Annotated in this window: 13 protein-coding genes; 9 read left to right on the top strand and 4 right to left on the bottom strand. The window is 63.5% G+C overall.

All coding sequences use genetic code 11. The features are described 5' to 3' along the window. Positions 1-132: 132 nt before the first annotated feature. On the bottom strand, positions 133-1,905 hold the full coding sequence (locus tag QMZ05_RS36265) for an EAL domain-containing protein (RefSeq protein ID WP_353705116.1): 1,773 nt from the start codon (positions 1,903-1,905) through the stop codon (positions 133-135). A gap of 204 nt (positions 1,906-2,109) precedes the next feature. Then, a complete protein-coding gene (locus QMZ05_RS36260) occupies positions 2,110-3,072 on the bottom strand; it encodes an HWE histidine kinase domain-containing protein (protein ID WP_353705115.1) in 963 nt (320 codons plus the stop codon). A gap of 178 nt (positions 3,073-3,250) precedes the next feature. On the opposite strand from QMZ05_RS36260, the gene QMZ05_RS36255 reads away from it, so the two are divergent. The 5 genes from QMZ05_RS36255 to QMZ05_RS36235 all read left to right on the top strand — a co-directional run bounded on the left by QMZ05_RS36255 (position 3,251) and on the right by QMZ05_RS36235 (position 9,309). Then, positions 3,251-4,090 (top strand): glucose 1-dehydrogenase, encoded by an 840-nt coding sequence (locus tag QMZ05_RS36255; RefSeq protein ID WP_353705114.1) that lies wholly within the window; start codon positions 3,251-3,253, stop codon positions 4,088-4,090. A gap of 26 nt (positions 4,091-4,116) precedes the next feature. Further along, positions 4,117-5,130, top strand: a complete 1,014-nt coding sequence (locus tag QMZ05_RS36250; RefSeq protein WP_353705113.1) for an adenylate/guanylate cyclase domain-containing protein — start codon at positions 4,117-4,119, stop codon at positions 5,128-5,130. An 851-nt stretch (positions 5,131-5,981) separates the two neighbouring features. Continuing rightward, on the top strand, positions 5,982-7,334 hold the full coding sequence (locus QMZ05_RS36245; RefSeq protein WP_353705112.1) for an efflux RND transporter periplasmic adaptor subunit: 1,353 nt from the start codon (positions 5,982-5,984) through the stop codon (positions 7,332-7,334). Positions 7,335-7,348: 14 nt separating this feature from the next. Further along, positions 7,349-8,077, top strand: coding sequence for an ABC transporter ATP-binding protein (locus QMZ05_RS36240; RefSeq protein ID WP_353705111.1), 729 nt, complete (start codon positions 7,349-7,351; stop codon positions 8,075-8,077). Beyond that, complete coding sequence (locus QMZ05_RS36235) at positions 8,074-9,309, top strand: ABC transporter permease (RefSeq protein ID WP_353705110.1); 1,236 nt, start codon at positions 8,074-8,076, stop codon at positions 9,307-9,309. The genes QMZ05_RS36240 and QMZ05_RS36235 overlap by 4 nt, the downstream gene beginning before the upstream one ends. A gap of 201 nt (positions 9,310-9,510) precedes the next feature. Here the strand turns inward: QMZ05_RS36235 and QMZ05_RS36230 are convergent, their stop codons facing one another. After that, positions 9,511-10,752, bottom strand: coding sequence for an LLM class flavin-dependent oxidoreductase (locus QMZ05_RS36230; protein WP_353705109.1), 1,242 nt, complete (start codon positions 10,750-10,752; stop codon positions 9,511-9,513). Between the two features lie 288 nt (positions 10,753-11,040). On the opposite strand from QMZ05_RS36230, the gene QMZ05_RS36225 reads away from it, so the two are divergent. Next, complete coding sequence (locus tag QMZ05_RS36225) at positions 11,041-12,447, top strand: MFS transporter (protein ID WP_353705108.1); 1,407 nt, start codon at positions 11,041-11,043, stop codon at positions 12,445-12,447. A gap of 218 nt (positions 12,448-12,665) precedes the next feature. Continuing rightward, positions 12,666-13,871: a PHB depolymerase family esterase gene (locus QMZ05_RS36220; RefSeq protein WP_353705107.1), complete on the top strand. Its 1,206-nt coding sequence runs from the start codon at positions 12,666-12,668 to the stop codon at positions 13,869-13,871. 20 nt (positions 13,872-13,891) lie between these two features. Here the strand turns inward: QMZ05_RS36220 and QMZ05_RS36215 are convergent, their stop codons facing one another. Beyond that, complete coding sequence (locus tag QMZ05_RS36215; RefSeq protein ID WP_353705106.1) at positions 13,892-14,560, bottom strand: MBL fold metallo-hydrolase; 669 nt, start codon at positions 14,558-14,560, stop codon at positions 13,892-13,894. 175 nt (positions 14,561-14,735) lie between these two features. On the opposite strand from QMZ05_RS36215, the gene QMZ05_RS36210 reads away from it, so the two are divergent. After that, positions 14,736-15,548 (top strand): RMD1 family protein, encoded by an 813-nt coding sequence (locus QMZ05_RS36210; RefSeq protein ID WP_353705105.1) that lies wholly within the window; start codon positions 14,736-14,738, stop codon positions 15,546-15,548. 94 nt (positions 15,549-15,642) lie between these two features. Beyond that, positions 15,643-17,259 (top strand): alpha-amylase family glycosyl hydrolase, encoded by a 1,617-nt coding sequence (locus QMZ05_RS36205; RefSeq protein WP_353705104.1) that lies wholly within the window; start codon positions 15,643-15,645, stop codon positions 17,257-17,259. Positions 17,260-17,424: the final 165 nt, after the last annotated feature.

The raw sequence follows: 17,424 nt of genomic DNA, 5'->3' as shown, positions 1-17,424 counted from the left end.
ACCCCAACCCTCCCCCGCAAGCGGGAGAGGGAGCCGACCGCCGATGCTACCTGAATTTCATGTGCGATTGCCCTGGCTCTTGCGGGGAGAGAGCTGGCAATCAGCCGCTGCCTGCTTGAAACGAAGGAGCTGTTACCGCCTGAAGCCGTTGGCGCGCGAATAGCTCTGGCGGCTGTCCTGGGATGGGCGCGCGGCCATGCTGGCGCGGCTTTCGCTGGTGGCCGGCGTCGCGGGCTTCAGGTCCTCGAGGAAGATCGGCTTGGCGAAGTAATAGCCCTGGGCATAGCGGATCTTGGTCGCCGCCTGCAGATAGGTGAGCTCCTCGTAGGACTCGATGCCCTCGGCGATCACCGTCATGCCGAGCGCCTCGCTCAGCGATTCGATCGCGCGCAGGATGCCCTGGCTGCGCGGCCGCTGATGGATGTCGGTGATGAAGGAGCGGTCGATCTTGATCTCGTCGGCGGTGATGTCGGCGAGCGCCGACAACGACGAATAGCCGATGCCGAAATCGTCGATCGAGATGCCGACGCCGATGCCGCGCAGGATCGGCAGGATCTGGTCCTGGAAGTGCGACCGGGTCACGAACGCGTCCTCGGTCACCTCGATCATGAAGCGCTTCGGGAAGCCGGTCTCCTCGATCGCGCGTGCGAAGCGGCGCATGAACTCGAGATTGCCGGCCTGCTTGGCCGCGACATTGATGCTGATCGTCGCGGTCGGGCCGAAGGTGTCGTTGATCAGGTCGATCGACTTGACGATTTCCGCCAGCACCAGAAACGTCAGCTCGTCGATCAGGCCGAGCTCGACGGCGAGGTTGATGAAGGTGCCCGGTGCCTGGATCACGCCCTCGTCGTCGCGCAGCCGGACCAGTGCCTCGATGCCCTTGACCTCGTGGGTGCGGATATCGACCTTGGCCTGGAATGCGCAGCAGAAGCGCTTTTCCAGGATCGCCAGCCGCAGCGACTGCTCGATCTTCATCCGCGCCAGCGCCTCGCGCTCCATGCTGTTGTCGAAGAACGCGGTCGAGCCCTTGCCGTTGTTCTTGACGCGGTACATCGCGATATCGGCATTCTGGCGCAGCGCCTCGTAACTCCTGCCGTGCATCGGATAGAGGCTGACGCCGATCGAGGTCGAGGCGAAGATCTCGGATTCCTCGATGAAGAATGGCGCCTTCAGCCGCTCCTGCATAACGTGGATGAACTCGGCAACCTCGTCATTGCCGCTGATCGGGTTCAGCAGCAGCAGGAATTCGTCACCGGAAATCCGCGACAGGATATCGGTGTCGCGCAGCGCGTGGCCGAGTCGTTTGGACAGTTCGACCAGCAGCGCATCGCCGATCGCGTGGCCGTAATAGTCGTTGATGTGCTTGAAATTGTCGACGTCGAGAAAGGCGAGTGCGAAACAGCTCTGCGCGGAGTCGCGGATCAGGCCGTTGACCCGATGCTCGATCACCCGCCGGGTCGGCAGGCCGGTCAGTTCATCGTAATAGGCCGAGCGGAACAGCTGGTCCTCGAACGCCTTCTGCTCGCTGATGTCGGTCGAGGTCGAGATCAACAGGTTGCGGCCGGCGATCTGGACCGGCCGATGCGAGGTGAGAAACACGTATTTGGATGCACCGCAGGAGAGCACTTCCTCGAGTACCACCGGACGGCCGCTGCGCAGCATGTCCAGATTGGCGGCGTGCCGATCATCGACCGGCGCCGGCTGACTCGCGCTCGCCGCCAGCTGCAGCTGGCTCGCTGCCGCTTCGTTCACCAAGATGAACTGGCCCTGCTCGTCCTGCACCGTCACGCCTGCCGGCAGCAGCTGGAGAAGGTCGCGCAGGATGCGCAGTTCATTTCCGGAAATGTCGTCCTGGCTGGTCGTTGCCGCGCCCGCCTGAAAATCGCTTTTGGTGAAACTATGCATGTGCCGACCTTGGCAAAGTCCGTTGTAGTTTTGGTTAAGCGGACCTGCGAAATGCCGTGACAGAATGAGACCCGGGCTGCTTTCGCAAGCCGTCGCGGCAATCGTCATTAACAGAGTATCAATGTCGGCTTCAGCCGCTGGTGAAAGCGATTGCGGCGCGCACGGTTGCACCGGAAAATGCGCCTGTGCCGGAAAGCGTACTTATCAACAGTTGGGAAGCTTGCACTGCATCGTGCAGTGAACGCCGGTCTTCAGGTAACTGATCTCGGTCTTGCCGTCGAACGGCCGCAGCGCCGACTTCAGCAGCTTGGTGCCGAAGCCGGGTTCGCCGAGCGCCTCGACCACCGGTCCCTCGGTTTCGTCCCAGATCACGTTGAGACGTCCATCGTCCACCGTCCACGATACCTGCAGAAACCCGCGCGGCGAGGAGAAGGCGCCGTACTTTCCTGCGTTGGTTGCGAGCTCATGGAAGATCAGCGCCAGCGAGACGGCGAGCTTGGCGGGCAGGAACAATTGCTCGCCGTTGAGATTGAACCGCACGTGGCCGTAGGGGCCGAGCTCCGAGCGCAACAAATCCTTGATATCGCAGCCATAGCCGTCGACCCGCGCGATCAGATCGTCGGTCGCCGAGAGCGCGCGGATGCGATGGTCGATGCGCTGCCAGACATCGGGCCGGTCCTGCAGCGCCTGATGCAGCACGGCATGAATGGTCGAGGATTTGTTCTTCAGCCGGTGCTGCAATTCGTCGACCACGATCTTGCGGTACTGCTCCTCCTCGATCAGCCGCTTGGACACCTCGCGCTGCTGGGCGACCAGGGAACGGTAGTGCTCCACGCCCCAGATCGCGATGCCGCACACCGCCCAGAAGATCATCAGCAGTGCAAAGCGCGCCGGATCGGCGTGCCCGCTGCTGAAATTGATGATGACGCCGAGCAGGCCGCTTGCCAGCGCGGTCGCGATCCCGATCCGGAAGCCGCCAAGGGCGGTCGCGAAGAATACCGCCGGGAAATAGGGCGTGAAGAACACATCCGGCCTGATCTGGGCGAGCCCGAAGCGCGCGGCCGTGGCCAAAACGAGACAGAGCACCGCGAAGCTCGCCGCAAGCAGGATCGAAGGCTGGGAATCGCCCCGCCAACCCGCCCTGAATTCGTCGATCCATTTCGCCATCGGTCGTTCCAGTTCACGTGAACAGGCGACCCAAAATAAGGCCGCTGCGACCGAAAAACCGCAGTTGTGGCCTTCTGGTCACAGGTGGACCTTGACCACCGTTAACCGCGCCTCCGCTTGCGTTGGTGGAAGCAGCTGGGGAATATCCGCAACATCAAACGTTAATAGGGGGACCGGCATGGGACGGCTGGACGGCAAGGTCGCGGTGATCACCGGTGCGACCAGCGGCATCGGGTTGCGCACGGCGGAGGTCTTTGTTGCCGAGGGCGCGCGGATCGTGATCGCCGGGCGCCGCGCGCCGGAGGGCGAGGCGTTGGCGCAACAGCTCGGCGGGGCTTGCGTGTTTCAGCAGACCGACGTCACGGTCGAGGACCAGATGCAGGCGCTGATCGCGCTTGCGGTGGAGAAGTTCGGCCGGATCGACTGCCTGTTCAACAATGCCGGCGGTCCGGCGCAGACCGGCGGCATCGAGGCCCTCGACGTCGAGCGGTTCGACGCGGCGATGGCAACCCTGGTGCGCAGCGTCATGCTCGGCATGAAGCATGCGGCGCCGTACATGCGCAAGCAGGGCTCCGGCAGCATCATCAACAATGGCAGCATTGCCGGACGGCTCGCGGGGTTTTCCTCGTCGATGGTCTATGGCGCGGCGAAGGCCGCGGTGATTCATTTCACCAAATGCGTGGCGATGGAGCTCGGCGAGTCCGGCATTCGCGTCAACTCGATCTCGCCCGGTGCGATCGCCACCGGGATTTTCGGCAAGGCGCTCGGGTTGTCGACCGATGCGGCCGAGAAGACCGCTTCCGTGATGCGCGAAGTCTACAAGGCGGCGCAGCCGATCCCGCGCGCCGGCTTGCCCGACGACATCGCGCATGCCGCGGTGTTCCTGGCGAGCGACGAATCCAGCTTCATCAACGGCCACGACCTCGTCGTCGACGGCGCCATCACCGGCGGCCGCAACTGGAGCCAGCAGCAGGCGGGCTATGTGTCGTTGCGCAAGGCGTTCGATCAGGGGGCGTAGCTGCGACAGTCGCCAGGGCAGAAAGCATGAACGCCAGGCTCGAGCGGAAGCTGCAACGTCTTGCCGCCGTCCTTGTCGCCGGAATCCTGTCCGGCGTCGCGATCACGCTCAGCGCCTTCGGCGGCGGCGCTGCCCAGTTGACCGTCGGCATCACCTACGGGCTCCTGCTTGCCGGCGTGATCGGCTCGATCGAGCTGTTCGTCCTTGAAGATTGGGACTGGCTCAAACGCCTGTCCTTCCTCTCCAATCTGGCCGTGCGCAGCGCCGTCTACGCGGCCATCATCATCGGCATCCAGCTGCTGCAGCCGGGCGAACGCATCGCAGGGGTGGCGCCGCAGGATTCGCTGCAGGATTTCTGGTCGAGTTTCGCCCGTTCCGCCATCGTCTCGGTGCTGGTCAATCTGGGATTCGGCATCGCCAACCTGATCGGCTCGCGCGCCCTGATGAACTTCGTCACCGGGCGCTATCACGCGCCGGTCGAGGAAGACCGCTTCGTGCTGTTCGTCGATATCGCCGGATCGACCGGGCTCGCCGAGCGTCTCGGCGGCATCGGCATCCATCGTTTTCTCGACCGCACCTTCCGCCTGCTGACACAGTCGGTGGTCGATTATCGCGGCGAGGTGCTCAACTATGTCGGGGACGAGATCATCGTAACCTGGCCCGAACAGAGCGGCGCGGTCGATTGCCGGCCGCTGCGCTGCTTCGTGGCGATGCGCCGCGCGTTGCAGAAGGCGGCGCCACAGTTCGAGCGTGAATTCGGCGCGGTGCCGCAAATCCGCGGCAGCTTGCATTTCGGCCCCGTGATCGTCGGCGAGATCGGCGACGTCAAGCGCGCGATCGTGTTCAACGGCGATGTCATGAATACCGCGGCGCGGCTGGAAGAGCTGAGCCGCAAGGTCGATGGCGGCTTCCTCGCCTCGCGCGCGGCGATGGCGCGCTTCGCCGCGCCGCCGCCATTTCCGCTGAGCGATCTCGGCACGCTCCCGATCCGCGGCCGCGTCGACGGCATCGACGTCGTCGGCATCGGAGCAGTGGCGTAGCCTTCGCGCATAGACGTCCACTTCAGCCACGAATGGTGACGTCGGGCTGGCTCGATGAGACTGCATGTCGGCTTTGGATCGGCAGCGGCCTTCACGCGGTGAAGGTCACGTACCAGTCTCGCGCCGAGGTGGCATTCCTTCGACGCTAAATCGAAAATGACTTCCGAAAATGACTTCCCAAAATGACTTGCAAGTTAGTTTCTGAAAAATAAGTCAGCTTCGCTGTCGTGGCCTAGGGGAGGTACCTCAAAAAAACGGAGATGGCATGGGACATTCTGCGCTGCTCGGCGTTCTTTGCTCGCAGCGACCAAACCACCGATGGCAAGGGGATGGTCGATGCGCACTCATGGAGCGTCGGCCAATGCTGGCGCTTCGCAATTCAGCCAGTAACTGCAATGCGCAAAATCGTCTTCAAAGGAGTGCAGAGATGAAGCACGTGTTAGTCTCTCTCGCTATCGGCGCCTGCCTGCTGCTTCCGTCCGCGGGCGTGGTGTTGGGCGCGGGTCCTCCCGTCAAGCCTGCTCAAAATCCCACGACAGGCCAGCATGGCTCCAATCACGGCTTTAGCTGTACCACCAGTGGTACAGGTATTAACACTCCGGGGAATGCTACGGCAGCGCCCGGATCACCGTTCAATCCAAGTGGGCAAGCAGGCAACGTCTATGCGGGAAATCTAGGCACAGCATCGGCAGCTAACGCAAATTCGACGGCCGCCGTTTCCCAATATGACGTCGCTTGCATGCACCAAGCGCCCTAGCCCTGAAGGGTGCAGGGCCTGACTTGCCTGCTGTGGCCGAAAGCGCGGATGCCTCGGACAAGCCGGCAATGCGTTGAAGCAGGATGACAGCCACATGCGTTTCGTCGGCGTGGCATTTCTGTTGTGCGCCTTGATGGTCGGGCTGGGCTATACCTATGGTCAAGATAACTCGGCCCCGACCTTCCTCACGGCCCCGGTTGAACGGGGCAGCATCTCGACCCTGGTGAAGGCCAACGGCACCGTTGAGGCGGTCGTAAACGTCGATGTCAGCTCGCAATTGTCAGGACAGATTGCCGAGGTGTTCGTTAGTTTCAACGACAGCGTAACTGCCGGGCAGCCGATCGCGCGAATAGATCAGGAGATTTTTGCGGCCCGCGTCAAAGAAGCAAGAGCTGCCCTGAGAGTGGCGAGAGCCACCGCTCAAGTGGAAAAGGCCGCGCTGGAACGAGCGAAGGTCGCAGTGACGAATGCGCGGACTGCCGAAAAGCTGGCGGAAGATCAATCGACTGCGAGCAAGGTCAGACAAGAAGAAGCGGAGCGGGAATTCCAGCGAAAGCTCGCATTGGCACGCAGTGGAAGCGGTACCGAGCGAGACCTGAGCCAGGCGCGCTCGCTGCGCGATGCGGGAGCTGCCGACCTGCGCGCCTCGCTCGAGCAAATCCAGATGAAAGCCGAGGCCATTGCGATTGCAGAGGCGGAAAGCCAAATGGCCGAGGCCAATCTCGAGAATGCACAGGCGGTCATCGAGCAGCGGCAGGCGGCCGTCGATCAGGCCGAGGTCGATCTCGGTCGAACCGTGCTCCGTGCGCCGATCAACGGAATCATCATCAAGCGGGATGTCAATCCGGGACAAACGGTCGCCGTCAGTCTCGAAGCCAAGACGTTGTTCAAGATTGCGGACGATCTGCGTGAGATGGAAGTCCATGGCAAGATCGACGAGGCCGATGTCGGGCAGTTGAAAGTGGGTCAGACGGTCCAGTTCACGGTGGACGCTTATCCCGACCGGACCTTCAGCGGGCAGATTCTCCAGATCCGCAAGTCCCCCGAAGTCGTACAAAACGTCGTCACCTATACGACGATCGTTTCCGCGCCAAATCCGGACCTTTTGCTGCTGCCGGGAATGACTGCCCAGCTTCGGATTGTGGTGAGCGATACGCGCGGGATCCTCAAAATTCCCAACCAGGCGCTGCGCTTCCGGCCGAACGATGCCGGCTCTTCGACGGGTCACCAGAGTGCAGACAAGGCCGCCTCCTCCCAACCGTCTGTGACGGTATGGCTTGTCGGTGACGGTGGGCGACCGCAACCCGTTGCAGTGAGACTGGGGGCGAGCGACGACAACAGCGCCGAATTGCTGGAGGGCGCGCTCGCGGAGGACCAGCATGTGATCATCGGGATTGCGAACTCGCAAAAGCAAAGGGGCTATTTCGGCGTGCGCCTCGGATTTTGAGATCGGATTCTAGGATGCAGCCCCTGGTTCGAACCGTTGGAATTTCAAAAAGCTATCCTTCCGGCGGCACGATCGTCCGCGCGGTATCGAATGTGTCGCTCGCAATCGAGCACGGCGAGTTTGTCGCGATACGGGGTCGGTCGGGTTCGGGAAAGTCGACTCTGATGAACCTCTTGGGTCTGTTGGATCGACCCAATTCCGGCACATACGCGTTCAATGGTCGGGAAGTTGCAAAGCTGGGCGAAGACGGACGCGCGACCGTCAGGAGCCACGACATCGGGTTCATATTCCAGCAGCCGGCCCTTCTGCCGCGGGCAACCGCGCTGGAAAATGTCGAACTTCCGCTGATCTACGCCGGCGTTTCTCCCTCCAGGCGACGTCGCACGGCCAAGGATGCGCTTGACCGCGTGGGCCTGGGCGACCGCGGCCATCATTGGCCAAACCAACTCTCGGGAGGAGAGCAGCAGCGGGTTGTCATCGCCCGTGCGACAGTGAACGATCCAGCTCTCATTCTCGCCGACGAGCCGACCGGATCGCTGGATAGTGCCACCGGCAACGAGATCCTGTCGCTGTTCGAGGCTCTCCATCGCGATGGGCACACGATCATCGTGGTTACGCACGCCACCGAGGTCGCCAATCGTGCGCGGCGCCTGATCACCTTGCACGATGGAGAAATCATCGAAGACTCCTCGGCATCAGACAATTTGCGTCCGGCCGCCCTCGCTATGGATCCCGTGCCATGAGTCCGCTGGAGAGCTTGCGAATCGCTGCTCGGGCGCTCCGGGTCAACAAGCTGCGGAGCGCCTTGACCGTGCTTGGGATCGTCGTTGGCGTTGGAGCGGTGGTCTGCATGGTCTCAGTCGGAGCTGGCGCACAGGCGGAAGTCTCCGAGAAGATCCGCACGCTCGGAGCCAATCTCCTGCTCGTCATGCCCGGAGCCAGGAACTCGGGAGGGGCGAGGCTTGAGTCGGGAACGCAGCCGACGCTGACCGTAGAGGACGCCGCTTCTATTCGCCGCGAACTGGCGGACGTTCAGGTCGCGGCTCCGCTGTCGTCGCGTTCCCTGCCGCTCGTGGCGGCAAACAGGAACTGGGTGACCGTGGTGGCCGGAATAAATCCCGACTACCTGGTGGCTCGCGAATGGCAGGTTGCCAGCGGCCGGTTGTTTACGAGCGATGAGATCGCATCCGGAGCGAAAGTTGCCATCGTGGGAGCGGTTATCGTCGAGGAGCTCTTCAATGGGGGCTCGGGAATCGGCGAGACGCTCCGGATTGGCAACGTCCCCTTCGCCGTGATTGGCGTGCTGGACAAAAAGGGGTTGGGCGCGGCTGGCCGCAGCCAGGACGACGTCGTGTTCATTCCGCTGTCGGCTGCGAAAAGCCGCGTGCTCGGAGCCGTGCGCGGCACGACCCGCGAGGCATTGGATTTCATCTCGGTCAAGGTTTCGGACACGACTGCAATGTCGGAGATCCAGCGCGTCGTTGAGGCCCTGCTTCGACAGCGGCACCGCATTCGCGGAGATGCCCCCAGCGATTTCAGGATCGAGAATCCGGCGGATGTTCTGTATGCACGAGGGGCCGCAGTGCGGCTGCTCGCCAGCTTGTTGATTGCGGTGGCTGCGGTCTCGCTGGTCGTTGGCGGCATCAGCATCATGAACATCATGCTGGTTTCGGTAACCGAACGTACCCGCGAAATCGGTTTGCGCATGGCCGTCGGAGCTCGCCGCCGCGAAATACGATGGCAATTTCTCATCGAAGCCGCGATCCTGGCGTTGGTCGGAGGGCTTGTGGGTGCGTTTATGGGGGCCGCCGCGGCAGTCGCAATCGCGTGGAAGGCTGGTTGGCCAGTTTTGATCAGTCCCTGGGCCATCATCTTGGCTTGCGGATTTGCGGGGTTCATCGGAATTGCGTTCGGCCTCTATCCGGCCCATCGCGCCGCGCGGCTTGATCCGATTGTGGCACTGCGTTTCGAATAGGCGAAAGCCACTACGCCGCGGCCTCTCGGCTCAAGCACAAACGCCTCTGGAATACTGGATCACCCGCTTTTGCGGGTGATGACACCGCGTTGTTTGGCATCTTGAATCGCGAACTAGCCACCGCGTCGTCCTGGGGAAAGCCAGGACGACGATTGTGAATGTGGCGCGATGTGCGTTCCCCCTCGGGGCGAACGCCATAAATCACGCCTTCTGCTTCGCGGCTTCCTTCGCAAGATCGGGCGCATTCACGGCCGGGATTGCCACGCGGCCCGTGCCGGTATGCTGGAGCGCCGCGGCGGCCTTGTCGTTCTGCATGATCTTGGCCATCACGGCCTGGCCGGCGCGCTCGAACACGGCGCGGTTGTCGACCAGGAACTGGCGCGACTTGCGCAGGCCGTCGATATAGCCGTTGATCTCCGGCACGACATAGCGCGCGACCAGGTCCCAGCTGCGACGGGTGTTTTCGACATTGGCCCAGTCATGGGCGAAGCCGATGATCGAACCGACGCCGCCGGAGACGTCGACCAGATTCTTGATCATCTTGATCAGATCATCGGGCGTGCCGATGGTGGACGCGGCGCCTTCGACGAAGGCGGTCTTGTCGACGGCTTCATCCGCAGAGGCGAACGCGGTCAGGCCCGGCCGCATCAAGGTGCCGACATTATACTCGTTGTGCCAGCGCAGCAGCCCGGCGCCGGCCTCGCGCCGCGCCTGCTCGCGGGTCTCGGCGATGTGCCAGGACAGCAGCACGCGCCAGTTTGCGCGGCTCACTGTGGTGCCGGCCTTCGCGGCGGCGTCCTCGGCGAACTGCCACTGCTGCGGCAGCGCCATCAGGCCCTGGGTCGACATCGAGCCCAGCGAGATGATGCCGATGCCGTATTTGCCGGCGAGCGTCATGCCCGACGGCGAGATCTGCGAAGCCACCACGAACGGCATGTCCTCCTGCAGCGGCAGGATCTGCAGCGCGGCGTCATGCATCTCGAACCAGTCGGTCTTGGCGGTGACGCGCTCGCCGTTGAACAGGCGCCGGATCACCGCGATCGCCTCGTCCTGGCGGTCGCGCTGGGTCATCGGGTCGATGCCGAGCGTATGCGCGTCGGAGGCGAGCGCGCCGGGGCCGGAGCCGAAGATGGCGCGGCCGCCGGTCATGTGGTCGAGCTGCACCATGCGCTGCGCGACGTTGAAGGGATGATGGTAGGGCAGCGAGATCACGCCGGTGCCGAGCTTGATGCGCTTGGTGCGCTCGCCGGCGGCGGCCAGGAACATTTCCGGCGAGGCGATCGTCTCCCAGCCCGAGGAATGGTGCTCGCCGCACCAGAATTCGTCGTAACCGAGCGCGTCGAGCTGCTCGACGAAATCGAGGTCGCGGCGGAATTGCAGCATCGGATGCTCGCCGATCGGGTGATGCGGGGCGAGGAAGGCTCCGAACTTGAGGCGCGCCATTGGTCGTTCTCTCCAACTTATTGTTATCGGGGGCTTTCCGCCAACCTACGGGGTGGGCGAAAGCAAGGCAATGCTCCGGGGTTGCGGCGCCCGCATGGTTGTTGCGCAAATCGGCGGCGATTGCCGTCCTCCGGAATGTTTCCCAGCGCATCAACGCAAGTTGCACGGGCAGATGCGCCACGGCCATGGATGACGTGCCCGTGAACCAACGCTTACGTCCGAGGTAATCGAAGGGATGACCGGAATCTGCTGATGTCGGCCGTATCGTCATTTCGGGCAGGACAGGGCATGCATCAGATCGTTGCGACGCGCGCGGACACCTCCCGCCGCTGGTGGGTGCTGGCGATCGTCGTCGCCGCCCAGTTCATGTTCGGTGTCGATGCCTTCATCGTCAACGTCGCTATCCCGACGATTGCGGTGGAGCTGCACGCAACGCCGGCGCAGATCGAGGCTGTGATCGCGATCTATCTGATCGCCTATGCCACGCTGGTGGTCACCGGCGGCCGGCTCGGCGATATCCACGGCACCAGGAACGTGTTCATCGCCGGCGTCGCGGGCTTCTCGGTGACCTCGCTGTGGTGCGGTCTCGCGCAGTCCGGACCTGAGCTGATCATCGCACGGCTGGCGCAAGGCGCGACCGCGGCGTTGATGGTACCGCAGGTGCTGGCGACGCTGCATCTATTGTTCTCCGACGCCACGCGTGCGCGGGCGTTCGGCATCTATGGCATCGTGCTGGGGCTCGCGGGCGCGGCCGGCTTCATGCTTGGCGGCGTGCTGGTGACGCTCGATCTCGCCGGCCTCGGCTGGCGCGCGGTGTTCTTCGTCAACGTGCCGTTCGGCGTCGTCATCATCGCAGCCGCGCTGAAGATCATGCCGACGGTGCCGCGCCGCGCCGGCACGCGGCTCGATATTCCCGGCGCGATCGTGTTGTTCGTGGGCCTATTGTGCCTGATCGGTCCGCTGCTGTTCGGACACGATCTCGGCTGGACGGCGTGGGTGTGGGTAGTGATGGCAGCCGGTGTCGCCGTGATCGCGGCCTTCGTACGGCTCGAACGCAGCGTCGCGCGCCGCGGCGGCATGCCGCTGATCGACCTGTCGCTGCTGTCGGATCTCGCCTTCATGCGCGGGCTGGTCGCGGTGTTTTTCTTCTTCTTCGCCAATCTGTCCTTCTATCTGATCATGACCATGTTCATGCAGAAGGGTCTGCAGATTCCGCCATTGCAGGCCGGGCTGGTGTTTGTGCCGCTCGCGCTGACCTTCGTGATTGCCTCGCGCCACAGCGGCATCCGCGCCAGGCATCGCGGCACCCTGGTGTTGATCGAGGGCTGCGCCCTGCAGATCGTTGGTCTCGGTGTGCTGGTCGCGACGGTTCAGGCGATCGCGGCGCCATCGGCGCTGCTGCTCGCGCTGGTGCTGATGGTCTTCGGCTACGGTCAGGGTCTGGTGATGGCGCCGCTGTCGAGTGCGGTGCTGTCGAGCGTGAAGCCGGCGAGCGCGGGCGCCGGCTCCGGCATGTATGGCACCACGACGCAGATCGGCAATGCAGCCGGTGTTGCCGCGATCGGCGCGGTTTTCTTCGCCGTTGAGAGCGCGAGATCAGCACATCTGGCGTTGTTTACGGCATGCGCATTGTTTGTGCTGTCGATCGCTATTTCAGCCGCATTTCTGTCATGGATGCGCCGCGCCACTGCATGAATCCGCAGGCGATGGCGCGCCATTTTCGAAAAGTTCATGCTCAAACAAGGTGCTAAGGCAACTATTTCGAGCGATCCGCACCTTGGTCGGTTCCGATCACGCGTTAACGCCGAATCTCACTATTCCGCGGGGAAAGACAGCACACGGCCTTTTCATTTCGCAGTGCAGCAATTATCTGATCGGGTGACACACAAGAAAAATCACCTCAGGAGTTGCTGTTGTCGCTGGTCAACAACATCGAATTTCTGCGTCATCTGCCCAAGATGAACGCGTTCAACGGTCTCGGTGCGCTTGCGCCAGCCGTGCCGACGCCGCTTGTCGAGACGACCGAATTCGGCACCAATCCCGGTGCGCTGAAGATGTTCTCATACGTGCCCGAGCAGCTGGCGCGATCGCCGGCGCTCGTCGTCGTGCTGCATGGCTGCGGCCAGACCGCCGCGTCGTACGATCTCGGCGCCGGCTGGTCGACACTCGCGAAGCACTACGGCTTTGCGCTGTTGATGCCCGAGCAGCAGTCCGCCAACAACGCCAACACCTGCTTCAACTGGTTCGATCCGGAAGACACCGCGCGCGGCCAGGGCGAAGCCGCATCGATCAGGGAGATGGTTGGTCACATCGCCGGCGCGCACAAGATCGATCCGCGCCGGATCTTCGTGACGGGTCTCTCCGCCGGCGGTGCGATGGCGACCGTCATGCTCGCGACCTATCCGGATGTGTTTGCCGCCGGCGCCATCATCGCCGGGCTGCCGTTTGGTGTCGCCGGCAATCTGCGTGAGGCGCTCGGCGCCATGATGCAGGGAAGCGCATTGTCGGCGCCGGAGCTCGGCGACCTCGTGCGCAAGGCGTCGACGCACAAGGGCGAGTGGCCGCGGATCTCGGTGTGGCACGGCAGCGCCGACCGCACCGTGCATCCGGGCAACGCCGATGCGGTCGTCCGGCAGTGGCTCGATCTGCACGGCCTGCCGCTTGCGGCGATGTCGAAAGCCGACGTCGACGGCCATCCGCGCGAGGTGTGGTGGAACGCCGACGGCGAGACGCTGGTCGAATCCTATTCGATCACGGACATGGCGCATGGCACGCCGCTCGGGCTTGCCGGCAATGACGAGCGTTACGGCGTCGAGGGCGCGTTCCTGATCGAGGCCGGAATCTCCTCGTCCTATCACATCGCGAGCTTCTTCGGCCTGACCGACAAGGTCCGTCAGCCGCAGATCGCGCCGACCGGCGTGCCGCGCGAGAACGCCGACACGATCTCGATGACGATACCGGTGCCCGCGGACAAGCCCGAGCCTGCAACCGGTCGCAGCAGCGGCCGGCCGGGAAAGAAGCAAGCCAAGCAGCAGGGCAAGCCGCGGAGCAATGGCGTCAATGTCAGCCGCGTCATCACGCGGGCGCTGACCGCCGCGGGGCTCATGAAGCAGCCGTAAGTTGATGCGCGAACGAGGCGCTACATCTCGCCGGTCAGGAACGGGTTCGTCATCCGCTCCTGGCCGATGCTCGATCCCGCGCCATGGCCGCAGATGAAGCCGACATCGTCGCCGAGCGGCAGCAGCTTCTGCTTGATCGACTGGATCAGCGTCGGATGGCTGCCGCCGGGCAGGTCGGTGCGCCCGACCGAGCCCGCGAACAACACGTCGCCGACATGGGCGAAGCGCAGCTCCTTGTTGAAGAACACGACGCTGCCCGGTGAATGGCCGGGGCAGTGCAGGATGTCGAAGGTGAGATCGCCGATCGAAACCTGATCGCCCTCGTCGAGCCAGCGGTCGGGGCCGAAATTGCGCACCCCGGTCATGCCGAAGCGCTCGCCGCTCGAGACGACATTGTCGAGCAGATATTTGTCGGCGATATGCGGGCCCTCGATCTTGACCTGCAACGCATCGCGCAGTTCGGCGGCGCCGCCGACATGGTCGATATGACCATGGGTCAGCCAGATCTTCTCGACCGTCACGCCGGTCTGCTTGATCGCGGCCTGAATCTTCGGCACGTCGCCGCCGGGGTCGATCACCACGGCTTTCTTGGTGGGCTCGTGCCAGATGATGGTGCAGTTCTGTTCGAACAGCGTCACCGGCACGATGATCGCGCCGGCCTTCGGTTTGGTGTCGGTTGTCTCGTTCATGGGGGCACCATAGGCTACCGGGCAATGCCGTCAACACGCACGGGAAATGCGCCTGCCCCGGCGTGTGATCCCAAAACGGACCGTGATAAGGTCACCTGCAGCAAAACAAGTTCGTGAGCCGACTGGTAGGCGGTTGCTCCCGATCACGCGTCAAGTCCTCGCAGTCCGGAACTTCATGACCCAGGCTCCCAACTCACCGCTCGGCGGACCCCGGACCACCGCCCGCGCCTTCTTCGTCGCGGACCGCATCAACACGTCCGGCCTCGAGCGCGGCGACGTGCTGGCCACGACGCCGCTGGCGTTTCGCGTCAATGACAATGGTGTCGCGGTCCTGTTTCGCTACGGCGTCGTCGTCCTGATCGGACTCAATGCGTTGGAGGAGGATGAATTCCTGCGCAGCCTGCAGTCGCGCATGACCGGTTTGTTCTCCCGACGAGAAGAGGAGATCGCGATCATCGAGCTCGCCGCCGAGAAGGAAGACCAGATTCCGCCGGGCGGTCCGATCTATCTGCAAAGCCTGTCGCCGGAACGGCTGATCCTGGTCGGCGAAGCGCTGGCGAAAAGCGTGGTGCTGGCGCGACATGAGCGCGAGGTACGAGCTGTCTTCGACACCACCGAACCGCTTGCTCGCGAGCTCGCCAAGGGCGGCCGGGTCAATGGCGGCCGCGTTGCGATCCTCAAGCACATCGGCAACGCGCTGTTGGTGCGGCATCGCGTGGCCGGACCAGTCGAGGTGTCGGAGAAGCCCGACATCCTCTGGGACAAGCCGCAGCTCGAGCGGCTCTATGCCAGGCTTGAGGACGAATACGAATTGAAGGAGCGCGCGGAATCGCTGAACCGCAAGCTCGCGGTCGTCGCCGAGACATCGCAGGTACTGACCGATATCATCGATACCAGCCGCTCGCTGCGGCTCGAGCTGATCATCGTCTTCCTGATCCTGTTCGAGGTGCTGATCACCATCTATCAGCTGGCGACGGTCCGCCACTGACGCGCTGCAGCGCCATTTTTCTGTCCCGAATTGTGCGTCATCCCTGAACTCGGACAACCCCGGGGACACGGGGCGAAGAGCGAGGGGGAATGGGATGGATCAGGACGAGCGGGACTGGTGGCGGCGCGGCATCTTCTATCAGATCTATCCGCGCTCGTTCGGGGATAGCGATGGCGACGGCGTCGGCGATCTCCGGGGGATCATTGCGCGGCTGCCTTACCTGACGCGGCTTGGCGTCGACGCGGTCTGGCTGTCACCAATCTTCACCTCGCCAATGGCCGATTTCGGCTACGACATCTCCGATTACACCGGCATCGACCCGCTGTTCGGGACGATGGAGGATTTCGACGCGCTGGTCGCGGCCGCGCACGATTCCGGCCTCAAGCTGATCCTCGATCTGGTGCCGAACCATACATCGGATCAGCACCCCTGGTTCATCGAGGCGAAGAGCTCGCGCGATAATCCGAAGCGCGACTGGTACATCTGGCGCGATCCGGCGCCGGATGGCGGTCCGCCCAACAACTGGCTGTCGGAATTCGGCGGCAGCGCCTGGGCCTATGACGAAGCTTCCGGCCAGTACTATTATCACGCCTTCCTTGCGCAGCAGCCCGATCTGAACTGGCGCAATCGCGAGGTCAGGGACGCGATCTATGAGGTGATGCGCGTCTGGCTGCGCAAGGGCGTCGACGGCTTTCGTGTCGACGTGATCTGGCACCTGATCAAGGATGCCGAATTCCGCGACAATCCGCCGAACCCGCACTACCGCGAGGGCCGGCCACCGCACGAGAAGGTGCTGACGCAATATTCGACCGACCAGCTCGAAGTCCATGCTGTCATCACCGAGATGCGCCGCGTCACCGAGGAGTTCGACAACCGCGTGCTGATCGGTGAGGTCTATCTGCCGCTGCACCGGCTGGTGGCCTATTACGGCAACGATCTGCGCGGCGCGCAGATGCCGTTCAATTTCGCGCTGCTGTCGACCTTATGGAGCGCTCGCTCGGTCGAGCACATCATCGCCGATTACGAGAAGGCGTTGCCGCCTGGGGCGTGGCCGAACTGGGTGCTCGGCAATCACGACCGGCCGCGGGTAGCGAGCCGGGTGGGGCCGGCGCAGGCGGGCGTGGCAGCCATGCTGCTGCTGACGCTGCGCGGCACGCCGACGCTCTATTACGGCGACGAGATCGGCATGCACCAGGTTGCGATCGCCCCCGACCAGGTGCGCGATCCCTTCGAGAAGAACGTGCCTGGTATCGGCGTCGGCCGCGACGGCTGCCGCACGCCGATGCAATGGAGCGCCGAGCGCCATGCCGGCTTCTCGACCGCCACACCGTGGCTGCCGCTCGCGCCGGATTTTGCACGCGACAATGTTGCAAGCCTGGAGGCGGAGCAGACCTCGATCCTCAACCTTTACAAGGCGCTGATCGCGCTGCGGCGAAAGCTGCCGCAACTCGTCCGTGGCAGCTATGAGCCTGTCGCGGCGCATGGCGATGTGCTGCTGTTCCGGCGCCGCGCCGCCGAAGGTGTTGCCGTGATCGCGCTGAATTTCGGCGCGGCTCCCGCGTCGGTCTCCTCCAGCGCGATTGGCTTCAGCAACGAGGTTCTGCTGTCGACCTTCATGGATCGGCAGGGCGAGAAGATCGAAGGCGTCCTCGACCTGCGCGCCAATGAAGGCGTGATCCTGGGGCCGCCGATGGATGTCGCGACCGAGTGAGCTGAGCACATCGGTCAGGCTCCCTCTCCCGCTTGCGGGGGAGGATGGGGTGGGGGTGTCTCCACGACGGGATACTGAAGGTTGGTCACGAACACTCTGCTTGGCTTTCCGAGCACGAAGGAATCCTCCGACAATGCCTGATCCCATTGCGGCCTGAGCCCCCAC

Source organism: Bradyrhizobium sp. INPA03-11B (assembly GCF_040446015.1).
In the GTDB taxonomy this organism is placed as follows: domain Bacteria; phylum Pseudomonadota; class Alphaproteobacteria; order Rhizobiales; family Xanthobacteraceae; genus Bradyrhizobium; species Bradyrhizobium macuxiense_A.
The sequence above is the reverse complement of the archived record's forward strand: the minus strand, read 5'-3'. Positions and strand labels throughout refer to the sequence as shown.